Annotated in this window: 14 protein-coding genes; 10 read left to right on the forward strand and 4 right to left on the reverse strand. The window is 67.9% G+C overall.

The window, feature by feature from the left end:
* Window positions 1–2 precede the first annotated feature (2 nt).
* The 3 genes from ARC63_RS20850 to ARC63_RS20860 form a co-directional block, all read right to left on the reverse strand.
* On the reverse strand, window positions 3–587 hold the full coding sequence (locus ARC63_RS20850; RefSeq protein ID WP_010482940.1) for an LPS-assembly lipoprotein LptE: 585 nt from the start codon (window positions 585–587) through the stop codon (window positions 3–5).
* 136 nt (window positions 588–723) lie between these two features.
* Window positions 724–3366, reverse strand: coding sequence for a leucine--tRNA ligase (gene leuS, locus ARC63_RS20855; protein WP_057504303.1), 2643 nt, complete (start codon window positions 3364–3366; stop codon window positions 724–726).
* A gap of 105 nt (window positions 3367–3471) precedes the next feature.
* Window positions 3472–4083: a DUF998 domain-containing protein gene (locus ARC63_RS20860; RefSeq protein ID WP_010482937.1), complete on the reverse strand. Its 612-nt coding sequence runs from the start codon at window positions 4081–4083 to the stop codon at window positions 3472–3474.
* Window positions 4084–4208: 125 nt separating this feature from the next.
* On the opposite strand from ARC63_RS20860, the gene trxA reads away from it, so the two are divergent.
* The 5 genes from trxA (at window position 4209) to ARC63_RS20885 (ending at window position 9786) form a co-directional block, all read left to right on the forward strand.
* Window positions 4209–5066, forward strand: a complete 858-nt coding sequence (trxA, locus tag ARC63_RS20865; RefSeq protein WP_057504296.1) for a thioredoxin — start codon at window positions 4209–4211, stop codon at window positions 5064–5066.
* 107 nt (window positions 5067–5173) lie between these two features.
* Complete coding sequence (locus ARC63_RS20870; protein WP_057504297.1) at window positions 5174–6874, forward strand: FecR family protein; 1701 nt, start codon at window positions 5174–5176, stop codon at window positions 6872–6874.
* Window positions 6871–8496, forward strand: coding sequence for a CHASE2 domain-containing protein (locus ARC63_RS20875; RefSeq protein ID WP_010482931.1), 1626 nt, complete (start codon window positions 6871–6873; stop codon window positions 8494–8496). The genes ARC63_RS20870 and ARC63_RS20875 overlap by 4 nt, the downstream gene beginning before the upstream one ends.
* Before the next feature lie 75 nt (window positions 8497–8571).
* On the forward strand, window positions 8572–9024 hold the full coding sequence (locus ARC63_RS20880) for a DUF4442 domain-containing protein (protein WP_010482929.1): 453 nt from the start codon (window positions 8572–8574) through the stop codon (window positions 9022–9024).
* 45 nt (window positions 9025–9069) lie between these two features.
* A complete protein-coding gene (locus ARC63_RS20885) occupies window positions 9070–9786 on the forward strand; it encodes a hypothetical protein (protein ID WP_057504298.1) in 717 nt (238 codons plus the stop codon).
* Window positions 9787–9794: 8 nt separating this feature from the next.
* Here ARC63_RS20885 and ARC63_RS20890 read toward each other — a convergent pair whose 3' ends face one another.
* Window positions 9795–11117, reverse strand: a complete 1323-nt coding sequence (locus ARC63_RS20890) for a hypothetical protein (protein WP_057504299.1) — start codon at window positions 11115–11117, stop codon at window positions 9795–9797.
* A 76-nt stretch (window positions 11118–11193) separates the two neighbouring features.
* Between ARC63_RS20890 and ARC63_RS20895 the strand changes: the two genes are divergently transcribed.
* The 5 genes from ARC63_RS20895 to gloA2 all read left to right on the forward strand — a co-directional run bounded on the left by ARC63_RS20895 (window position 11194) and on the right by gloA2 (window position 16194).
* Window positions 11194–11889 (forward strand): DUF502 domain-containing protein, encoded by a 696-nt coding sequence (locus tag ARC63_RS20895; protein ID WP_005414135.1) that lies wholly within the window; start codon window positions 11194–11196, stop codon window positions 11887–11889.
* On the forward strand, window positions 11886–12671 hold the full coding sequence (locus ARC63_RS20900) for a queuosine precursor transporter (protein WP_049437362.1): 786 nt from the start codon (window positions 11886–11888) through the stop codon (window positions 12669–12671). The genes ARC63_RS20895 and ARC63_RS20900 overlap by 4 nt, the downstream gene beginning before the upstream one ends.
* Before the next feature lie 94 nt (window positions 12672–12765).
* On the forward strand, window positions 12766–14706 hold the full coding sequence (locus ARC63_RS20905; RefSeq protein ID WP_057504300.1) for a DUF885 domain-containing protein: 1941 nt from the start codon (window positions 12766–12768) through the stop codon (window positions 14704–14706).
* A 16-nt stretch (window positions 14707–14722) separates the two neighbouring features.
* Window positions 14723–15793 (forward strand): serine hydrolase domain-containing protein, encoded by a 1071-nt coding sequence (locus tag ARC63_RS20910; protein WP_057504301.1) that lies wholly within the window; start codon window positions 14723–14725, stop codon window positions 15791–15793.
* Complete coding sequence (gloA2, locus tag ARC63_RS20915) at window positions 15790–16194, forward strand: SMU1112c/YaeR family gloxylase I-like metalloprotein (RefSeq protein WP_057504302.1); 405 nt, start codon at window positions 15790–15792, stop codon at window positions 16192–16194. Before ARC63_RS20910 ends, gloA2 begins: the two co-directional genes overlap by 4 nt.
* Window positions 16195–16320: the final 126 nt, after the last annotated feature.

A 16320-nucleotide genomic window follows, 5' to 3' on the forward strand; every position in this document is an offset into this window, starting at 1 on the left:
GCTCAGTGCTTGGCTGCGGGGACCGGTTCGGCCGGCTCCGCACCTTCAACCGGCTTGTCCTTCGGCGCCGACAGGCTGCCGCCCTTCTCGATCTCGGCACGCACCACGCTGTCGATGCGGCGGATGATCGAGGCGGACATTTCCCGGCGCAGTTCATTGGCCAGGATTTCACGTTCGGTGGTGGTACCGGTGGCGTCGGTCGGCGGTGACACGTAGTCGCGCGACAGCTCGATCACCTGCTGTGGCACCAGCTCGCTGCCGTCTTCGCGACGGAAGATGAAGATCACCGCGTAGCGCAGGCTGTATTCCTGCGCACGGCCCTGCGAGTCGATGGCGATCGGCAGGTCGCCCCAGCGTTCGGACAGCACCTGCAGCTGGGTACTGGGTTCCTTGCTGTCCTCATCGGCCAGCCTGGCGCCGGACGCCAGCAGGCTGCGGTTGAGCAGCTTGACCAGTTCGCTGTACGGCGCAGTGGAAACCACCTTCACCGGTGCCGTGTCGGTCGGCAGCATCAGCTTGTTGCGCAGATGGAAACCGCAGCCGGCAAGGCCGAGGACAAGAACGAGAGCAAGCAGGATTCGGGTCATGGAGACAGTCTGGCGGAGCCGGGCGATCACGGCAACACACAGCGTGCCCGAAGCGGCGTGAATGCAGGGCCATCATACGCCTGGCCCTGCACCGGAATGGCACCGGCCACCATACGGGTGGCCGGTGCGGGGTACATCAGGCGGCGACGATGTTCACGATCTTGCCGGGCACGATGATGATCTTGCGCACCGTCAGGCCTTCCATGAACTTGGCCGCGTTGGGCTCGGCCAGGGCGAGTGCCTCGACCTGCTCGCGCGCGGCGTCGGCCGCCACGTCGATGGTGCCACGCAGCTTGCCGTTGACCTGCACGGCCAGGGTCAGCGCGTCGCGCACCAGCGCACCGGCATCAGCCTGCGGGAACGGCTGGTCTTCCAGCAGGGTCTCGCCGTGGCCCAGCACCTGCCACAGGGCATGGCTGGCATGCGGGGTGATCGGGTTGAGCAGCAGCACGACGGCCTGCAGCGCTTCCTGGCGCACCGCACGCCCCTGCGCACTGCCGTCCTCGAACTTGGCCAGCGCGTTCATTAGTTCCATCACCGCGGCAATGGCGGTGTTGAAGCTGTGGCGGCGGCCATAGTCGTCACCGACCTTGCCGATGGTCTCGTGGGTCTTGCGGCGCAGTGCCTTCTGGTTGGCATCCAGTGCTGCGACATCCAGTGCCGGAGCGGCACCGTCGGCAGCATGCTTCTGCACCTGGGCCCACAGGCGGCGCAGGAAGCGGGCCATGCCATCCACGCCGGCTTCGTTCCACTCCAGCGACTGTTCCGGCGGCGCGGCGAACATCGAGAACAGGCGCACGGTGTCGGCGCCGTACTTGTCGACCATCGCCTGCGGGTCCACGCCGTTGTTCTTCGACTTGGACATCTTCTCGGTGCCACCGACCACCACCGGCTGGCCGTCGGCGATCAGGGTGGCGCCGGTGATGCGGCCGCGCTCGTCACGCTGCACTTCCACATCGGCCGGGTTGATCCAGTCCTTCGAGCCGTCCGGGTTCGGGCGGTAGTAGGTCTCGGCAATCACCATGCCCTGGCACAGCAGGTTGCGCGCCGGTTCGTTGCTGTCCACCATCCGCGCGTCGCGCAGCAGCTTGTGGTAGAAGCGGAAATACATCAGGTGCAGGATCGCGTGCTCGATGCCACCGATGTACTGGTCCACCGGCAGCCAGTAGTTGCCGCGCTTGTCGACCGCGTCACGGGCACCCGGCGAGGTGTAACGGGCGTAGTACCAGCTCGACTCCATGAAGGTGTCGAAGGTATCGGTCTCGCGCTCGGCCGCACCGCCGCAGTCCGGGCAGGTGGTCTTGCGCCATTCCGGATCGGTCTTGATCGGCGAACCGGTACCCGAGAACGCCACGTCCTCCGGCAGCACCACCGGCAGCTGTTCTTCCGGCACCGGCACCGCGCCGCACTTGGCGCAGTAGATCACCGGAATCGGGCAGCCCCAGTAACGCTGGCGGCTCACGCCCCAGTCGCGCAGGCGGTAGTTGACGCGACGCTGGCCCTGGGCCTTGCGTTCGAAACGTTCGGCCAGCGCTTCGAAGGCGCCCTGGAAGTCCAGGCCGTCGAACTCGGCCGAATTCACCAGTTCAAAGGCACGGCTCTTGTCGCTGTACCAGTCCTGCCAGCGGCTGCCGTCCCAGCTGCGCTCCTCTTCGGTGCGCGCGTCCTTCAGGGCAATGACCTGCTTGATCGGCAGGCCGTACTTGTTGGCCACTTCGTTGTCGCGCTGGTCGTGGCCCGGAACGGCCATCACCGCGCCGGTGCCGTAGCCCATCAGCACGAAGTTGGCGACCCACACCGGCACCGGCTCGCCGGTGACCGGATGCAGCGCGCGCAGGCCGGTGTCCATGCCGCGCTTTTCCTGGGTTTCCAGCTCGGCCTCGGACACACCGCCCTGCTTCAGGTCGGCCAGCATCGCGGCCAGTTCCGGGTTGTTCTTCGCCGCATGCAGCGCCAGCGGATGTTCGGCGGCGATCGACACGAAGGTCACGCCCATCACGGTATCCGGACGAGTGGTGAACACGCGCAGCGGATCCAGCACGCCGCCGTCCACGTCACGTACGTCGAACTGGATTTCCAGGCCCTCGGAGCGGCCGATCCAGTTGCGCTGCATGGTCTTGACCGATTCCGGCCAGCCGTCCAGCTCGTCCAGGCCGTCCAGCAGTTCCTGGGCGTAATCGGTGATGCGCAGGAACCACTGCGGGATCTCGCGCTTCTCGACCAGGGCGCCGGAGCGCCAGCCGCGGCCATCGATGACCTGCTCGTTGGCCAGCACGGTCTGGTCGACCGGGTCCCAGTTCACCACCGCGTTGCGGCGGTAGGCCAGGCCCTTGCGCATCAGGCGGGTGAACATGCGCTGCTCGTGGACGTAATAGTCCGGGCGGCAGGTGGCGAACTCGCGCGACCAGTCGATGGCATAGCCCAGCGACTTCAGCTGGCTGCGCATGTGGTCGATGTTCTTGTAGGTCCACGCCGCCGGCGCGGTCTTGTTCTTGATCGCGGCGTTTTCCGCCGGCAGGCCGAACGCGTCCCAGCCCATCGGCTGCAGCACGTTATGACCCGTCATGCGCTTGTAGCGGCTGATCACGTCGCCAATCGTGTAATTGCGCACGTGGCCCATGTGCAGCGCACCGGACGGGTACGGAAGCATCGACAGGCAGTAGTACTTCGGCTTGTCCGAAGTCTCGTCGACCTCGAAGGCACGGGTGGCGTCCCAGTACTGCTGGGCGTCGGATTCAACCTGCTGCGGGTCGTAGGCGTTGGTTTCAGCGCTGGTCATGGAACACGCGGTTGCGGCGGCAAAGCGGTACAGCGTACCGCAGTGCGGCAAACGTCTCCAATCCTGCCTGCCGGATGCCGGCGCCGCGGGCGTCCGGCGCCGGTCTCAGCGCGGTCGCGACAGTGGCAGCGCCAAGGCCAGCCAGACCGCCCAGCAGGCGAACGCAAGCCGTTGTGCCAGCGGCGCCGGCAGCACGCCCTGCAGGGCAAACGCCGCCAGCGCGGCCAGCACGCCACAGGCGAGCGCCACGGCGCCCAGCGCGCGCCCATGCGCCTGGCGCACCTGCGACGTGCCCAGCAACAAGGTCCCGGCGACAAAACCCAGCACCCAGATCATCCAGGCGCTGGCATGCAGCTGGCTGGCCGGCCCGTGCAGGTCGTCCACATCCAGCGGCAGCAACCCCATCGCGGCGAACGCCAACCCGGCCAGCAGCAGCATCTGGCTGCCCACCCGCGGCGCCCAGCCGGCGGTTGCCGGCAGCCTGCGGCGCAGGCACTCGGCCACAACCACCGCAAGCAGCCCCGGCAGCACGAAGCCCAGCAGATTGAAGGCCAGCGCATGCGGCACCCCCTGTGCCCCCAGCAGCGCTACCGGGTGGCGGGCCTGCGCGTAGCCGTCCAGGCCGGCACCGAAACCGAGCACCGCCAGCACGAACAGCAGCGCGGCGACCAGGCCGGACAGGCCGGACAGGCGCAGCAACGGGGACAGGGACGACATGCAGGCTCCGGAAAGAACGGCGACAGGAAGCCTGCATTGTCAGGCATTTACTACAACCCGGGTTGAGACCGGCATCGATCGTCACCATAGAATCGGTCTCCAGACGCCAAACGATGCTTCCCCCCATGACCGAGACGACCTACGTATTCGACGCCACCACTGCGACCTTCGAGGCCGAAGTCCTGCAGAAGTCGCTGCAGACGCCGGTGCTGGTCGACTTCTGGGCCACCTGGTGCGGGCCGTGCAAGACCCTGGGGCCGATGCTGGAAAAGCTGGCTGCCGAGTACAACGGCGCCTTCGAACTGGCCAAGATCGACGTCGACAAGGAACAGCAGATCGCCGCCGCCTTCCAGATCCGCTCGGTACCGACCGTGTTCCTGGTCAAGGGCGGACAGCTGGTGGACGGCTTCCCAGGGGCCATCCCGGAAGGCCAACTGCGTGAGTTCCTGGCCCAGCACGGCATCGTGCCGGCCGACATCGGCGACGCCGTCGCCGAAGATGAAGCCCCGCTGGACCCGCAGGCGCAGGTAGACGTACTGCGCGCGCAGATCGCCGCCGAGCCGGACAAGGACGAGCTGAAACTCGACCTGGCGCTGGCCCTGCTGCAGATCGGTGGCGTCGATGAAGCCAGCCTGCTGATTGACGGCCTGCCCGCCAATCTGGCCACCGACGACCGTGCGGTGCGTGCACGCGCCCGGCTGGCCTTCGCCTCGGCCCTGAAGGACGCCCCGGCCGCTGAAGTGCTGGACGCCCGCATCGCCACCGATGGCAAGGACCTCAAGGCACGCCACCTGCGCGGCGTGCAGCTGCTGCTCGGTGGCCACGACGAAGCCGCGCTGACCCAGTTCCTGGAAATGCTGCGGATCGACCGCACGTTCGAGGACGGACTGCCGCGCAAGGCCCTGATCGACGCCTTCAATGTGATCTCCGACGAGGACCTGGTCGGCCAGTACCGCCGCCGGATGGCCTCCCTGCTGTTCTGAACGGAAACCCACTTCGTTCAGAATCCCTGCACTGAACGCGGGCAATAATGCGCGGGATGGCGGCCGTACGGCCGCCACGATCCGTTCGGGGGGATGAGGTCGGGGCCATGGGGTCTTGCAGCTGCGCCCCCGCATTGCCGGGATTGCAAACTGTGACCTTCGTCCGCTCGCTGTCGTTCGCCATGCGCTTCCAGGGCGCGCTGCTCTGCGCTCTTCTCTTCCTGCCGGCCATCGCCGCCGCCCAGGACTGGAACTACCGGGTCCGTCCCGGCGATACCCTGTGGGATCTGGGAGGCCTGTACCTCAAGCCCTCGGTGCGCTGGCAGCAGCTGCAACAGCACAACCGCATCGACAACCCCTACCAGCTGCCGCCGGGCCAGCTGCTGCGCTTCCCGATCAGCTGGCTGCGCATCGAACCGGCACCTGCCCGCGTGCTGTCGGTGCGCGGCAAGGTCGAATTGTCCGGCGCCGATGGCAGCGCCACGCGCGCGATACTCGCCGGGGAACAACTTCGCATTGGTGACACCGTGCAGACCGAAGGCGACTCCAGCGTCACGCTTGAATTCGCCGACGCCTCGCGCCTGCAGCTGCGCGAGTATTCCCGGCTGCGCCTGGACCAGCTCAGCCGCTACGGCCACACCGGCATGGTCGATACCCGCCTGCGCCTCCAGCAGGGCCGCGCGAGCAACCGGGTGACACCTGCCCGTGGCCCGGCCTCGCGCTACATCATCGATGCACCTACGGCGACCAGCAGCGTGCGCGGTACCGTATTCCGGGTCAGCGCCGGTGACACCGGCCACGTCGCTGCCACCGAGGTACTGCAGGGCAAGGTGCAGGTCGGCAACACCCACGGCAAACGCCTGGTCCAGCCTGGACAGGCCAGCCGCAGCATCAGCGCCGATGCCGCACCGGACGCTGTCTCCGCCCTTCTTCCCGCGCCGCAGCTGCGCAGCGACGATGTGCGCCTGGCGCCCCTGCCGACCCTGCTCGCCTGGGACCCCGTCGACGGCGCCGCGCGCTACCGTGTGGAAGTGGTGCAGGCAGCGACGCCGGAAATCCTGCTGTTTGCCGCCACCACTGCCGACACCCGGCTGGCGATCGGTGACCTGCCCCCCGGCCAGTTGCGCATCCTGTTGCGCGCCGTGGATGCGCAGGGCGTGGAAGGCCTCGACGCCAGCGCCGATTTCGAACTCAGCGACCAGCCCCCGCCGCCGCTCACCGTGACCCCCCTGCATGGGCAGACCGTCAACAGCGACCGCCCGCGCTTCCGTTGGAGCCAGGCGCCGGGCGCGCGCAGCAGCGTGCTGCAGATCGCCGCCGAGCCGAGCTTCGTGCAGCCGCTGCAGGAACAGAGCACCCAAGGCACCGACCTGCGCCTGGCGCAGCCGCTGCCGCCCGGCGAGTACTTCTGGCGGGTGGCGTCGCGCGATGGCAACGGCCACCAGGGACGTTACGGCCAGGCCCTGCCCCTGCAACTGAGCAATGAACCGGTCGACCCTGCCCTGCAGCCGCCTGAAGCAGCGCATGGCGAGCTGACCCTGCGCTGGCAGGCCGGCAGCGAAGGCCAGCAGTACCGGGTGCAGGTGGACCGTCGTGGCGACTTCAGCACGCCCCTGGTCGACCAGACCGTGAGCGAGCCGCAGGTCAGCTTCAAGCGGCCGTGGAGCGGCACCCTGCATGTGCGTGTGCAGTACATCGACGACGACGGTCATGCGGGCGAGTACTCACCGGCCCAGCAGATCAAGCTGCCCTGCCGCCTGTGCTACGGCGCCGGTGGTGGCGCCCTGCTGCTGTTGCTGTTGTTATGAGGCGCTCGCCGCTGCCGTGGTCGAAGCGGATCCTGCTGGCACTGCTGGCCGGCGTACTGACGGTGATCGCCAGCCAGGGCCAGTGGCTGTGGCGGCAGGACGAAGCCGCCTATGACGCCATGGTCGGCAACTGGGACTACCGCCCCGACCCCAGCGTGCTGATCGTGGCCATCGACGAGGGCAGCCTGCAGCGCATCGGCCAATGGCCCTGGCCCCGCTCGATCCATGCCCGCCTGCTGGACCGGCTGACCGACGCCGGTGCCGAGCGCGTCGCACTGGACCTGATGCTGTCCGAACCTGATCGACGCGACAGCCGCCAGGACGATGAACTGGCCGCAGCGATCCGCCGCAATGGCCGGGTGGTGCTGCCGGTACTCGCGGCGCCGGCCGCCGGCGACCGCATGGCCGAGGAAATGCTGCCGATTCCGCAGATCGCGGCCAGTGCCGCGGCGATCGGCCATACCGACGTGGAAGTGGATGGCGATGGCGTCGCGCGCGGTGTGTATCTGCATGCGGGCATCGGCCAGGCTCACTGGCCGGCACTGGGCCTGGCGCTGGCCGCCCTGCCGCCGGGCGCGGTGCACGGCCTGCCCGACCCTGATCCGCAGATCGGTTCGCCCTACCAATGGCGGCGCAACGACTACGTGCGCGTGCGCTATGCCGGGCCGCCCGAGCGCCTGCCACAGGTGTCCTATGCCGACGTGCTGGATGGTCACGTGGACATGGCGATGCTGCATGGTCGCCGCATCGTGGTAGGCATGACCGCCAGCGGCATCGCACCGCGGCTGCTGACCCCGACCACCCGCGAGTTCTGGATGAGCGGCAGTGAGTACCAGGCCAACATCGCGTCGATGCTGCTGCAGCACAAGCAGATCGATCTGCTGCCCCGCCTCTGGCAGCACGCCATCAGCGGCGTGCTGGTAGCGCTGTGCGTGATCCTGCTCGGCCTGCGCCTGCCATGGCTTGCTGCGCTGTGCTCGCTGCCGCTTCCACCGCTGCTGAGCTGGTTGCTGTTGCGCGCCGGTGACCTGTGGTGGGCACCGGCCAGCGCAATGCTGGGCATCCTGCTGGTGCTGCTGGCCTGGGCGATCTGGCGAGTCTCGGCCTGGCACCGCCTGGCCAATCGCGATGCGCTGACCGGTCTCGGCAATCGCCTGCGTTTCGAGCAGTCGCTGCAACAGGAATGCGATGCCGCGCGACGCAGTGGCAAATCCCTGAGCCTCGCGCTGATCGACGTTGACCATTTCAAGCGCCACAACGACCGCCACGGGCATCAGGTCGGTGACCGCGTGCTGCGCGATGTCGCGCGCCTGATCGGTGCACATGCGCGACGTCCACGCGACATGGCCGCGCGCTACGGTGGCGATGAGTTCGCACTGGTGCTGCCGGATACCCCGGCCGAAGGCGCACGCCAGGTCATCGAGGACCTGATCGCCTGCGTGCGTGCACTGCCGGCGCCTGGTGACGGCGGCGAAGCAGGCGTCACCCTCACCATCGGCGTGTTCACCCGCGTACCCGACGGCACGCTGCAACCGCACCATTTCGTCGAAGGCGCCGACACCGCGTTGTACCAGGCCAAGGCCAACGGCCGCGACGGGTATGTGATCGACGGCGAGGCATGACCCTCGCCGCCCGGGGTGCAACATACGCATGCGAATGGTTAGACTGGGCGCCTCGCCCTGCGCTCCCGGATCCGCATGAACGCCCGCCTGTTCCGCTTCGGCATCAATCTCTGGCCGCCGTTCCTGTTCACCGGCATCCACGTCACCCGCATCACGCCGGACTACCGGCAGATCGATGTCGAACTGCGCCTGCGACCATGGAACCGCAACTACGTCGGTACCCACTTCGGTGGCAGCCTGTTCGCGATGACCGATCCGTTCTGGATGCTCGGCCTGCTGCACATCCTCGGCCGCGACTACTACGTGTGGGACCGCGCCGGCGCCATCGACTTCCTCAAGCCGGGCCGTGGCATTGTGCGGACGTCGTTCCGCATCGACGACGCGCTGCTGGACGAACTGCGCGCCGAAGCGGCCAGTGGCGAGAAGGTGCTGCGCTGGTTCAGCAACGACGTGATCGATGAGAGTGGCGAGGTGGTCGCCCAGGTGCGCAAGCAGGTCTACCTGCGGTTGAAGCCACACGCACGCTGATCATCGCTTGGGCGCTATCCTCTGGCCTCTGCCATGGAGGCCCGGATGCGCCCGTACACCCTTGCTGCACTGCTGAGCACCCTGCCGTGCGCGGCCCATGCGCTGGACCTGCCGCCGGTGCAGTACCCGACGCTGCCGGCACAGGCTGCCACTGCCGCCGGCTTCGTGCCCAACGGCTGGACGCTTGAATCCAGCATCGAAGGCGATCTCGACCAGGATGGCCGCGCTGATCTGGTCCTGGTACTGCGCCAGCAGGACCCGCGCAACGTCATCGAACACGACGGCTTCGGCCCGTCCCCGCATGACAGCAACCCGCGCATTCTCGCCGTGGCGTGGTCACGGCCAACCGGCTATGTGCTGGCGGTGCAGGACCATCAGCTGATTCCGCGCCCGGAGAACCCGGTGATGAGCGATCCGCTTGAAGAAGGGGGTGTCAGCATCCAGCGTGGCACGTTGAAGGTCGCGCTGCTTTCATTCGCCAGCGCCGGAAGCTGGTCGATGGGTACCACCGCCTTCACTTTCCGCTGGCAGGACGGCGCGTTCGCGCTGATCGGCTACGACCAGGATTCGGTGATGCGCAATTCCGGAAAGACCGAATCGCTGAGCGTGAACTTCTCCACGCGCAAGGTAAGGCGCGTCGAAGGCAGCATCGAGAACGACAAGGACAGCGTGCGCTGGCAGCCACTGCGCGGCACCCGTCGCTGGACGCTGCAGACGGTCGGCGATGGCTGGGCATTCGATCCGCAGGCCGGCACCGACTGAGCCACGGCTCAGTCGCGGGCAGCGGCGGTTGCGCCGGCGCCGGCGCCGGCCACCAACGGTACGGACAACCACGGGCTCTCAGCGTTGCCACGCGGCGGCGAACGACGCGGCACCTGCAGATGGTGGCCATCGGCGGACAGCCGCGGCGACCGCACCGGCGAGCGGAACTGCGCCGGCAGCCGCTGCAGGGCGTGCACCGGATCATCCGTCTGCTGCCGCAGCCAACGCTGCGCCCCCAGCAGCCGCACCATCGCCGCAGCATCCTGTGGCCGTGACGAATAGGCAGGATAGATCGGCGCGGCGATATCGGTCAGCACGCAGCCCATGACGTTCGACAGGCAACCGAAGTCATGCTGCGGTGGCGCCGGCACTGGCAACGGGCGATCCACTTCCAGTGCCGCTGTGGCTGCCGCGCCACAGGCCCAGCCGAGATTGCCGGCCGCACGGGCCAGGGTGCTGCTGCGATCCAGCACCAGCACGCCGCCGAACTCCCGCGCCGATGTCTCGATCGCCGCCCGGCTCATCGCGTACTCGCCCTGCATTGCCCGGCACAGGCTTTGCTCTTCGGCCCGCAGCGGCTGCAGCGCCTGTTCGCATTCCCTTGGCAACGGATGGTCGGCAGGCAGTTCAACCAGCATGTCGGCCAGCAGCTGGGCATTGGCCTGCACCAGGCTGGCACCGATGATGCTCTCGACCAGATAACTGCTGCCGGGCACCAGCCGCCGGCCCAGCTGCAGGCCACGGCAAGCACCTCGCAGAGCACCGTCGATATCGCCCTGCACGTACGCCAGCGCGCGTGCGCTGGTGGCGTCCATCACCACGCCATAGGCCGGCAACGGGACCAGAATGCCCTCGCCCTTCGGCGGGAACGGCGACATGAAGTAGTCCGCTTCGGCCAGCTGATCCAGCCGCGCATGCAACTGCTGGTGGCCGGCGTGGGCCTCCACGAAGCGTTGCGGGTCCGCGCGGACCTGGACGAGACAGCCGCTGGCGGCCGGCCCGCAACTGGCACCGGGCCGCGAGTGCAGCTCGGCATGGTTGGCCACCAGGTGTGTCCGGCCGCCGCCTCCACCGTGTGGGTCGGCCTCCCAGCGCCGTACATCCTCGGCCAGCGCCTGCTCGCGCTGCTGGGCATCCAGGTCGTCGAATGGCAGCGTCCACAACAAGGCATAACCGTTGTGCCCGGTCGCCGGCAGGCGTGCTTCCAGTCGCTGCTGCGCCTGCAGCCGCGATTCGGGTACCGGCCACATGCGCGAGGCGCACCACACCACGATGGCCAGCACCAGCAGGCCTGCCAGGGTCCAGCCCAGTCCGCGCAGAATCTTCAACACAGCTTCCCTTCCATGTGCCGTTGCCGCAGTCGATTTCCCAGCGTAATCGACCTGCAGTGACCGCTACAATGCGCGCATGTCGCTCGAAGCCCCCGCCCTGGTCCCCCGCCCCTCCCTGCAGCGCCTGTTCCTGACCGGCCTGCTCACCCTGCTGCCGATCTGGCTGACCTGGGTCGTGGTCAAGTTCGTGTTCGTGCTGCTGTCGGGTATTTCCAGCCCGCTGGTGGTGCCGCTGTCCGAACAGATCGCAACCAGCTTCCCGCACTATCTGGGCTGGGTCCGCGCCGAGTGGATCCAGGACACCATCGCCCTGCTGGCCACCCTGCTGGTGATCCTGGCGGTGGGCGTGGCCAGTCGCCGCGTGCTTGGCCAGCGCCTGCTGCGCTGGGTCGGCGCGGTCATCAAGCGCATCCCCCTGGCCAGCATCATCTACGACAGTGCCAAGAAGCTGCTGGACATGCTGCAGACCGAGCCGGGCAGCACCCAGCGCGTGGTGCTGATCGACTTCCCGCACCGCGACATGAAATCGGTCGGCCTGGTCACCCGCGTGATCAAGGAACACGGCACCGACCGTGAGCTGGCTGCGGTGTACGTGCCCACCACGCCGAACCCGACCTCGGGCTACCTGGAAATCGTGCCGGTGGAACTGCTGACCCCGACCGACTGGACCGTCGACCAGGCCATGAGCTTCATCATTTCCGGCGGTGCCGTGGCGCCGTCCAGCGTGCCGTTCACCCGCGCCGGCGAACGCACCGGCGAACGCACCGAATGACCCCGGCGCCGATCGAGCGCCCGCTGCAGGACCGCGCGGTCCTGTTGTTCATCGTGCTGGCCGCGTTCTTCTGCGGCAATGCGGTGCTGGCCGAGCTGATCGGGGTGAAGATCTTCGCGCTGGAAGACACCCTCGGCATCGCTCCGCTGAACTGGAACCTGTTCGGCCAGACCGGCTCGCTCAGCTTCACCGCCGGCACCCTGCTGTGGCCGGTGGTGTTCATCATGACCGACACCATCAACGAGTTCTTCGGCAAGCGCGGCGTGCGCTTCATCTCGTGGCTGGCGGTGGTGCTGATCGGCTACGGCTTCCTGTTCGCCTTCGCCGCCATTTCACTGGCGCCGGCCAGCTGGTGGGTCACGTCGATGGATGGCCACGGCGTGCCCGATTACCAGGCCGCGTTCGCAGCCGTGTTCGGCCAGGGCATGTGGACCATCGCCGGTTCGCTGGTGGCCTTCCTGCTCGGCCAGCTGATCGACGTGGCCGTGTTCCATCGCATCCGCCAGGCGACCGGTGAGCGCCACGTGTGGCTGCGTGCGACCGGATCGACCGCGATCTCGCAGGTGGTGGACAGCTTCGTGGTGATCTGGATCGCCTTCGTGCTGGGCCCGCAACACTGGCCGACCTCGCTGTTCCTGGCGGTCAGCAGCGTCAACTACATCTACAAGATGGGCTTTGCGATCGCACTGATTCCGTTGCTGTACCTGATGCGGCGTGCCATCACCCGCTATCTGGGTGCCGAGCGGGCCGCATCGTTGCGGGCTGCCGCTGCGGCTGACTGAAGCCCCAGCAGCGGAAAGCTGACTGCGCCTTCACGCTGGCCGTACGCGGCCGGATCGTGCAAGCTCCACGGTCTGTGTTCCACGGAAGCTCCTGATGCCGCATCCCACCCGCGCCCTGGCCGTCGCCATCGCCGCGTTGTTCCTGTTCAGCGCCGTGCCGTCGGCCGAAGCAGCGAAGAAGAAGGCCAGCCGCCCTGCCGCCGCGCAGACCCGCCAGGCCGCCAAGCCCAAGGCCCGGCCCGCCCGCGCCACCGCGCCGGCCCGTGGCAGTTCGGCGCGCCGCGCCGCGCCGCGTCCGGTCGCAGCGGCCCGGGCCGTGCCCAAGCAGGTGCAGCTGGAGCGCCTGTACGACGAATACTGGGATGCCTCGATGCGGTTGAATCCGCTGCAGGCAACCTTCCAGGGCGAGGCCCGCTACAACGACCAGCTGCCCAACATCCTGTCCGCCGCATGGCGCCAGCAATCGCACGACTTCACCACCGAGTGGCTGGGCAAGGTCGAGAAACTCGGCAGCGACGGCCTGCAGGGCCAGGACCTGCTCAGCTACGAGATCTTCGTGCGCGACGCGCGCGCATCGCTGGCCGCCGAGCGCTATCCAAGCTGGATGATGCCGATCAGCCAGTACTACAACGTCGGCAGCATCATGGCGATCCTCGGCGCGGGAGCCGGCGCACAGCCATTCAACACCGTGCAGGACTACGACACCTGGTCGCGCCGCTCGCTGGGCATTCCCGAGCTGTTCGACCAGGCCATCGACAACATGCGCCAGGGCATGAAGGCCGGCGTGGTGCAGCCGCGCGACCTGATGGAGAAGGTGCTGCCGCAGCTGGATGCGGTGATCAAGCCAACCGCTGAAGAGAGCATCTTCTGGTCGCCGATCCGCACCATGCCCAACACCATCGCGGCCGAGGACAAGGCGCGCATCAGCGCCGAATACAAGCGCATGATCGAGCTGCGCATCATGCCGGCCTACCGTGCTTTGCGCGGATTCATCGCCACCGAATACCTGCCGGCCACGCGCGCCAGCAGCGGCCTGGGCGCACTGCCCGATGGCCAGGCCTGGTACGCCAACCTGATCGTGCAGACCACTGCCAGCGACCAGACCGCGGCGCAGCTGCACGCACTGGGCGAACAGCGCGTGCAGGAGCTGCAGGCGCAGATCGCCACCGTGATGAAGGATGCCAAGCTGCGTGGCACGCCGTCCAAGCTGTTGCGCAGCATGCGCAACGATCGCCAGTTCCAGTACGGTGACGCCAACGCATTGATCAACCGCTACCGCCAGGTGCAGCAGCAGGTCAACGCACGCCTGCCGCAGGTGCTCGATACCCTGCCCAAGTCCACGCTGGACGTGCGCGCAGTGGAACCGGAGCGTGCGCTGACGGCTGCAGCAGCGGCCTACCAGCCGTCTGCGGCCGGGCAACCGGGCGTGCTGTACGTGAACACCCGCGACCTGCCCAGCCGCAAGCGCTGGAACGTGCCGGTGCAGTACCTGCATGAAGCAATCCCCGGCCACCATGTGCAGCTGGGACTGCAGCAGGAGCTGGCCAAGCTGCCGCGTTTCCGCCGCCTCGGTGGCGACCTCGCCTTCGTCGAAGGTTGGGGCCTGTATGCCGAAACGCTGGGTGAGAACCTCGGCATCTACACCGATCCCTACGACCGCATCGGCTACCTGTATTCGCGCCTGCTGCGTGCTGCCCGCGTGGTGGCCGACACCGGCGTGAACGCCCAGGGCTGGAGCAAGCAGCAGGCCGTGGCCTACCTGCAGAAGACCGTGGACATGAGCAGTGACGACGCCAACGCCGAAGTCGAGCGGATCATGGCCCAGCCCGGCCAGGCGCTGTCCAACGTGGCCGGCCTGACCACCATCGTCGCCCTGCGCGACAAGGCCAAGAGCCGTCTGGGCGCCGCCTTCGACCTGCGCCGCTTCCACGCCGAACTGCTGAAGGACGGATCGATGCCGCTGGACGTGCTGGACCGCAAGATGGAACGCTGGATGGCGCAGCCCGCCAGCGCCACACCTGCCCCTTCCCCCTGACCCCTCCGGAGCCGCCATGCGCGCTGCCGTCGCCCTGTTCGCCGTCGTGCTGGGCCTGCTGCCAGTGGCGGGCGGCGCCGCACCGGTGCTGACTCCACCGGATGCGGGCATCGACGGCCTGATGCAGGCCTACGACGGTCAGGTACCCGGCGCTGCGGTACTGGTACTGCACGACGGGCAACCGGTGTTCCGTCGCGGCTACGGCCTGGCGGTAGTGGAAGACGGTACTGCGGTCACCGCGGCAAGCAACTTCCGGCTGGCCTCGGTCAGCAAGCAGTTCACCGCCGCGGCGGTGCTGCTGCTGGTGGAAGACGGCCGGCTCGGGCTGGAGCAGACTGCCCGGCAGTGGCTGCCCGAGCTGCCGCCGGCAGCGGCGGCCATCACGATCCGCCAGCTGCTCTCGCATACCAGCGGCCTGATCGACTACGAAGACCTGATGGATCCAGCTGACCCTCGGCAGGTGCATGACGCCGACGTGCTGACCCTGCTGTCGCACGAGAACCGGCTGAATTTCGCACCCGGCACGCAGTACCGCTACAGCAACAGCGGCTACGCGCTGTTGGCACTGATCGTCGGCCGCGCGTCCAGGAAAGATTACGCGACCTTCCTGCAGGAGCGCATCTTCCGCCCGCTGGGCATGGCGCATACCGTGGCCCACCAGGACGGCGTGGACACGGTCGCCGCACGCGCCTATGGCTACAGCCGGATCGACGGCCGCTGGCAGCGCACCGACCAGAGCACCACCAGCGCCGTGCTCGGCGACGGCGGCATCTATTCCTCGCTGGACGATCTCGCCCGCTGGGACGCCGCGCTGTATGACGACCGCCTGCTGTCGAAAGCTTCGCGCCGGGCGATGTTCAGCCCGGCCACGACCACATCGGAACCGGACGTGCCGCATTACGGTTTCGGCTGGCGCCTGAACGGCCAGGTGCAATGGCACAGCGGCGAGAGCATCGGCTTCCGCAACGTGATCGTGCGCCACCCGGAAAAGCACCTGACCGTGATCGTGCTGACCAACCGCAACGATCCCGAACCCTATCCGCTGGCGCAGAAGATCGCCCAGCGCTGGCTGGACACCCTGCAATGACCCCCGGTTCCTACGCCCTGCTGGGCATCCACCACGCTGCGCTGATCTGCAGCGACTACGCACGCTCGAAGGACTTCTACGTGCGCATCCTCGGCCTGCGCGTGCTGGCCGAGAACCATCGCGCCGCGCGCGACTCCTGGAAGCTGGACCTGGCCCTGCCCGACGGCGGCCAGCTGGAACTGTTCTCCTTCCCCTCGCCACCGCCGCGCCCCAGCCGCCCCGAAGCCCAGGGCCTGCGCCACCTCGCGTTCCGGGTGGCTGCACTGGAACCCTTCATCCAGCGCCTGGCCGCGCATGGCGTCGCCTGCGAACCGATCCGCGTGGACGAGTACACCGGCCGCCGCTTCACCTTCTTCGCCGATCCGGATGGCCTGCCGCTGGAGCTGTACGAAGTCGGTTGAGCGTTTTTCAATCGTGATTCATCCATGCACGGCATGGATCTACGTGTCGACCAAGGTCGACACCCACCAAGAGCAGGCCGTTCCATTCCGGCAGATCGCAGGACTCTGTCGAAGGCGGGGCGGGGG

This window comes from Stenotrophomonas geniculata ATCC 19374 = JCM 13324 (genome assembly GCF_001431625.1).
Classification (GTDB): domain Bacteria; phylum Pseudomonadota; class Gammaproteobacteria; order Xanthomonadales; family Xanthomonadaceae; genus Stenotrophomonas; species Stenotrophomonas geniculata.